The 5,741-nt window shown below is 53.7% G+C and carries 5 protein-coding genes; 3 read left to right on the top strand and 2 right to left on the bottom strand.

Features of this window, described 5'->3' with window-relative positions; genetic code table 11:
* The coding region (locus ACP5D4_RS20735) for a helix-turn-helix domain-containing protein (protein WP_428013512.1) at positions 1-256 on the bottom strand (256 nt) is incomplete at its 3' end.
* A 161-nt stretch (positions 257-417) separates the two neighbouring features.
* Positions 418-1,149, bottom strand: a complete 732-nt coding sequence (locus tag ACP5D4_RS20730) for a glutathione peroxidase (protein ID WP_428013511.1) — start codon at positions 1,147-1,149, stop codon at positions 418-420.
* Between the two features lie 372 nt (positions 1,150-1,521).
* Here ACP5D4_RS20730 and alr point away from each other — a divergent pair, with 372 nt between their 5' ends.
* The 3 genes from alr to ACP5D4_RS20715 all read left to right on the top strand — a co-directional run bounded on the left by alr (position 1,522) and on the right by ACP5D4_RS20715 (position 5,432).
* Entirely contained in the window at positions 1,522-2,706 is a 1,185-nt protein-coding gene (gene alr, locus ACP5D4_RS20725; protein WP_428013510.1) for an alanine racemase, read from the top strand.
* Between the two features lie 307 nt (positions 2,707-3,013).
* Positions 3,014-4,546, top strand: a complete 1,533-nt coding sequence (locus tag ACP5D4_RS20720) for a carboxypeptidase M32 (RefSeq protein ID WP_428013509.1) — start codon at positions 3,014-3,016, stop codon at positions 4,544-4,546.
* A 79-nt stretch (positions 4,547-4,625) separates the two neighbouring features.
* On the top strand, positions 4,626-5,432 hold the full coding sequence (locus ACP5D4_RS20715) for a DUF533 domain-containing protein (RefSeq protein WP_428013508.1): 807 nt from the start codon (positions 4,626-4,628) through the stop codon (positions 5,430-5,432).
* Positions 5,433-5,741 lie beyond the last annotated feature (309 nt).

Raw genomic sequence — 5,741 nt, 5'->3', positions numbered from 1 at the left:
GCTCAGGATAGATTTTTCGAGCTTGGGTTAAGGCTTTACACTGGCTTGAAAAGCTAGGTCGGGGCGCGTCGGCCCGAATGACGTACTCACCTCGAAGAGAGCATCGGTCGATGGGACAGGCTCTCGACTTGTACCAGTCTTTGCGCTCTGCCAAAGCATAGTTCCAGACCCGACGAGAGGTTTCGAGCCATTCGTCATAGGTTTGTTGTTGCTGTTGGGTTAGCTGAAGTTTGTACTGATACGTGAGGTTAATCATCACCTAAAAACGACACAATCTGTTTTTAGACTAGCAAAGATTGTTGAAATATGCAATCAAAAAGTCGCCCTAGAAGGGCGAGGCTCTAACCCCAAAATTTTCGGTAGGGGCGACTCTTGGCGATCGCCCTCTACGCTGTCAGGATTGGCTGACTGTCAGACTTAGGCACTAGCCAGGTATTCGTCCAAGGCTTCGGAACCGCCGATGTGTTTGCCGTCTACGAACACTTGAGGAACGGTGGTACTTCCACTCATGGCTTTGAGCGATCGCGCCGTGGCGTCTCGTCCTACCACGATTTCTTCGTAGTTTAAACCCTGTTCTTGGAGCTTCGTTTTGGCTTTCGCGCAGAAGGGGCAGCCAATTTTGGTAAACAGGGAGATGTATTTTGGCTTCGCCTCGGGATTGATGTAGTTCAACATCGTTTCAGCATCGGAGACTTCAAAGGGATCTCCCGGTTTTTCCGGTTCGATAAACATTTTCTCGATGACGCCATCTTTGACGAGCATGGAGTACCGCCAAGAGCGTTTCCCGAAGCCGAGGTCGCTTTTATCGACGAGCAGCCCCATTTGTTCGGTGAATTCAGCGTTTCCGTCGGGAATCAGCGTCACGTTTTCAGCTTCTTGGTCTTTCGCCCATTCGTTCATGACGAAGGTATCGTTGACGGACAGACAGATGATGTCGTCAACACCGTTTTCTTTGAACACTCCTGCTAACTGGTTGTAGCCGGGAAGGTGACTCGAGGAACAAGTCGGCGTGAACGCACCGGGAAGAGCGAAGACAATTACCGTTTTTCCGGAAAACAGTTCGTCTGTGGTGATATCGACCCATTCGTCGTTGCTCCGGGCGCGAAACGTTACGTTGGGAACGCGCTGACCTTCTTTGTTCTCGAACATAGCAGTTTTCTCCTTCAGCCTTAATTCATAATCGTTATGAGTTTAGTTTAGCCGTCGATATAAAGATTTGTCAAGCCTCGGCCGAAAAAAACAGTCCCTCATGAAAATTTATCGATATTACGCTGTTTGAAGCTTAAGTGATTTTGGGGCTGCTGGTATCTATCCGAAGGAAGAAGCGGAAACAAGGAAGAAGCGGAAACAGTGAGCAGTGAGTAGGGTACAGCGGCAGGGTGTATGACGCGGCCGGGAAATGTGGGTGAAGTCAGGCCAACCTTGTCTGACCGCGTATTACCGCGTCACTCCCTCTCCCTACCGATCGTCTGCGTTGAGTGCCGTAAACTAAGCTCTATTGGAGTGTGAGGAGCCAAGGATATGCTGAGTTGGGAGCGTATTTGTAAAATTACGGACAAGCCGAGTCACGAAGAACGGATTCGCGATCGCGCTTGGGTGGAAATCGATTTAGAAGCCCTCGATCGCAACGTTGGCAACCTGCGCCGCCTCTTGTCCCCTCAAACAGCGTTGATGGCGGTGGTGAAAGCGGACGCCTACGGACATGGTGCGATTCCCGTAGCGCAAACGGTTCTCGAGGCGGGGGCAGATTGGTTGGGTGTGGCGACGGTATCCGAAGGTATCGAACTCCGTCAGGCGGGGATTTCTGCGCCGATTTTGGTCTTGGGGGCTACGACAACGGCCGAACAGTTACGCGCGTTGGTTCGCTGGCACCTACAACCGACGCTTTCGAGTCCGCAGCAGGCGTGCGTATTTTCAGAAAACCTCTCGGCTGACGAAGAACCCCTCTCCGTTCATCTGAAATTGGATACAGGAATGTCGCGGTTGGGCGTCTCTTGGAAGGAGGCGATGGATTTCGTGCAGTTGGTGCGCCGTTTGCCGAATTTAAAAATCGCCAGTCTGTATTCTCACTTGGCTACCGCCGACGATCGCGATCGCACGGTGACGAACTTACAACACCAACGGTTCCAAGAAGCGATCGCCCGTTTGCAACAGGCCGGAATTCCGTTACCCCGCTTGCATTTGAGCAACTCTGCCGCCACGTTGTTGTCTCCCAGTTTTCATTACGATCTCGTGCGGGTGGGGTTGGCACTGTACGGACATTATCCCGCACCTCATTTTCAGTCGGCGGTGGAACTGTCTCCCGTGATGCAGGTCAAGGCGCGAGTGACGCAGGTGAAAAGCGTTCCCGCCGGAACGGGAGTCAGTTACGGTCATCAGTTCGTGACGCAGCGGGAGACGCGGTTGGCGGTGGTGGGTATCGGCTACGCCGACGGCGTTCCGCGCAATCTCTCCAACCGCATGGAAGTGTTACTATCGCGGCGAGGGCAGGTTTGGCGAGTTCCCCAGGTAGGAGCGATTACAATGGATCAACTCATGCTCGACGTCACGGACGTTCCCGAGGTCTGCGTGGGGGATGTGGTGACGGTATTGGGTAGCGTTGGCGGCGATCGCGTGGTGGCGGAAGACTGGGCGATCGCTCTCAACACGATTTCTTGGGAAATTCTGTGTGGGTTCAAACATCGACTTCCCCGAGTCAGGGTCTAGGATGGCGGCGAATCTCGTCGGACACCGCCGGAAAAAAATTGAGAGGCTTCCCCGATTTTCGGCAGCGCGATCGATAGATGGACTGGTGTCGAAGCGATTGCTTCGGCGACTGGAGAGATGCTTTCGCTCCCCCCCCGCTGCCAATTAATATTAAATAGCAGAGATCGAACAAGGGCTTCACAATTAAGAGATCGGTAAGAGATCGGATCGCACGGTTTCGACTTCCTCCGATCGATGGCATCCAACCGCTGACCTCAATCCGCTGACATTAGCTGACATTAATTTTGCATCTGCCCTCACACCCATCATGCAGATTCGACCCCACGACGACCCTCAATATCAAGAACTCCGATCTCGCTTGCGGGAAATTCGCGATCTTCAAGCCGCAGCATCGGTCTTGAAGTGGGATCGCGCCACCTATATGCCTCCTGGGGGGGTGATAGCGCGAGGACAGCAGATCGCGACGTTGCGCAAACTCGCTCACGACCAACTCACCGATCCGGCGTTGGGAGAACTGCTGGAAAATCTGCGAGATTTCGAGCGCAGTTTGCCTTACGAGTCCGACGACGCCAGCATCGTCCGTTTAGCGCGGCGAGATGTCCATCGCGCCCTTCGCATTCCGTCTTCCTTTGTTGCCACCCTCTCGAGTCACCAAACCGATGCTTACGTGGCCTGGACGAAAGCCAAGCCGGACGGCAATTTCGAGGCAGTCCGGCCGTTTTTGGAAAAAACCCTGGAGTTGAGTCGAGAGTGGGCGAGTTTCTTTCCCGAGAGCGATCGCATCGCCGATGCGCTGATTGCCGAGGAAGACGAAGGGATGACGACGCAGACGGTGCAGGGCTTGTTCGAGACGCTGCGATCGCAACTGGTGCCCCTCGTCGAGGCCATCGCCGAACGCCCCCAACTCGACGATCGCATTCTCAGTCAACATTTCGACGAAACCACCCAACTGAATTTCTGTTACAAAGCGGTCGATCGCGTCGGTTACGATTTCCATCGCGGCCGTCTCGATCGCTCTCCCCATCCTTTCACCACCCGCCTGTCTCACGGCGACGTTCGCATCACCACCCGCGTCCGTCCCCACCAACTCACCGAAAGTATCTTCAGCAGCCTCCACGAAATGGGTCATGCCCTTTACGAACAGGGCATTGAAGCCGCTTTCGACGGGACGCCCCTGGCGCGAGGCACCTCGGCGGGAATGCACGAGGGTCAAGCTCGCTTGTGGGAAAACTTCATCGGACGCTCTCGCGCCTTTTGGGAATGTTTTTACCCCTGGCTGCAAGGAATGTTTTTACGCCAGTTGGGTCAAGTTCCCGTCAACGAGTTCTATCGCGCCATTAACAAGGTCGAACGGACTCTGGTTCGCACTTCGGCCGACGAGGTGACGTACAATCTCCACGCCATTCTTCGCTTCGATTTAGAAGTGGCGATGTTGGAAGGTCGCTTAGCCGTCAAAGACCTACCCGAGGCTTGGAACGAACGCTATCGTCAGGATTTGGGTATCGTCCCGCAACAACACACCGAGGGCGTGTTACAAGACGTTCACTGGTTTGTCGAAACCATCGGCGGACAGTTCCAAGGCTATACTTTGGGTAATTTGATGGCTGCCCAGTTGTACGAGTCCGCCTTGAAACTACATCCGGAGATTCCCGTAGACATCGAACGGGGTAATTTCGAGACCCTCCATCGCTGGCTGCAACGCAATATTTACCGCCACGGACGCAAGTTCACCGCGAACGAGTTAGTGTTGCGCGTGACGGGAAAACCGCTTCACGTCGATCCGTTCGTTCGTTACCTAAACCAGAAATATGGAGATTTGTACGATATTCACGGGCGGTAAAGTCCAACTGACAGAAATTCCCTAGAACGGTGAATCCCTCTGCCCCGTCGTAGAGGAAAGCTTGAAGGTACGGTCGAGCATGGCTGATACACAACAAAACGCGATCGCCTGTTTGCAGATTTTGGCCGCCATCGCCAAAGCGGACGGAGACATCTTGGAGGAAGAAAAACAAGCGTTAGTCAAGGCGGTTGAGGCATTGCGATCGCTCCTGAGAGAGGACGTTACGGTCGATCGTCTCCTGCAACAGGAGTATTCCCCAGACGAGATCGCCACGAACCTCGACGATCCGACACTTCAGGTTTTGCTCTACGAAGCCGCACAGTCAATGGCTGAAATTCACGGCACCGTTCCCGCCGAACAAACCATTTTAGATACCCTTGGCAGGACTTTTAACCTCAAAGAATTAAATATCGTCAGATTGGACATCGCCATCGACAAATTACAAGCCGCTCTTCTCCCCAATTCCGACAGACAACAGATGGCACGAATGGCACAACGGAATCGGATCGCCGCAGAAGTTCGACAACTCAGCCTCGACTATGCCATTGGCATCTCGATTTTGGGATTTAACCCTTTTCCGGGTTTGACGTTGGCGACGACTCTGTTAGCGTTCTTTCTCATACTTAAAATGATGCGAGATATTGGTGTGAAATGGGGCTATCCCAAAAATCTCGCTCGTCTTGCCGTTCTGGGAAACTTGTTTAGTGGCATCGGAGCCATCGTAGCGGGGCTAAGTGTCTGGGCGACTCTATCGTTTATCGGTTTTTGGGTTCCGGTGTTCGGATATTTCGGGCTGCCAGGGTTTTTCTTCACAACGACTTGGGCCATCGGTCGCGCGACGAGCCTCTATTACTCGAGTGAGGGGCGTCTTCCTGCCCAACTTTGAGGGGTTCACAGGAGCGATCGTACCCATTTTCGATCGTCGATCGTCGATCGTTGGCAGAAGCGGCATCGCGTCACCGATGCCCCGAAAATTGACAAGCGCGGCTCTCAAAGGAACCAATCTTGGCTGACATCCTCCCGACACCGACCCGTTCCGGGTACGGTGCGGGGTTCCTCCTTCAACGAGCCAACTTACTCGACTGGAGTTTTGACTACGGAAAATAGTCCCGACCTTTCAAGAGGGGACTCAGCAGCAGAGAACGAATTTTGTGGGCTGGTTTAACGCTGCCAACCCACCCGCTTTTTGTAGCGC

Source organism: Baaleninema sp., from assembly GCF_049974805.1.
GTDB lineage: Bacteria > Cyanobacteriota > Cyanobacteriia > Cyanobacteriales > Geitlerinemataceae > Baaleninema.
Note: the sequence above shows the minus strand (reverse complement) of the source record. Positions and strands in the feature narration are given on the sequence as shown.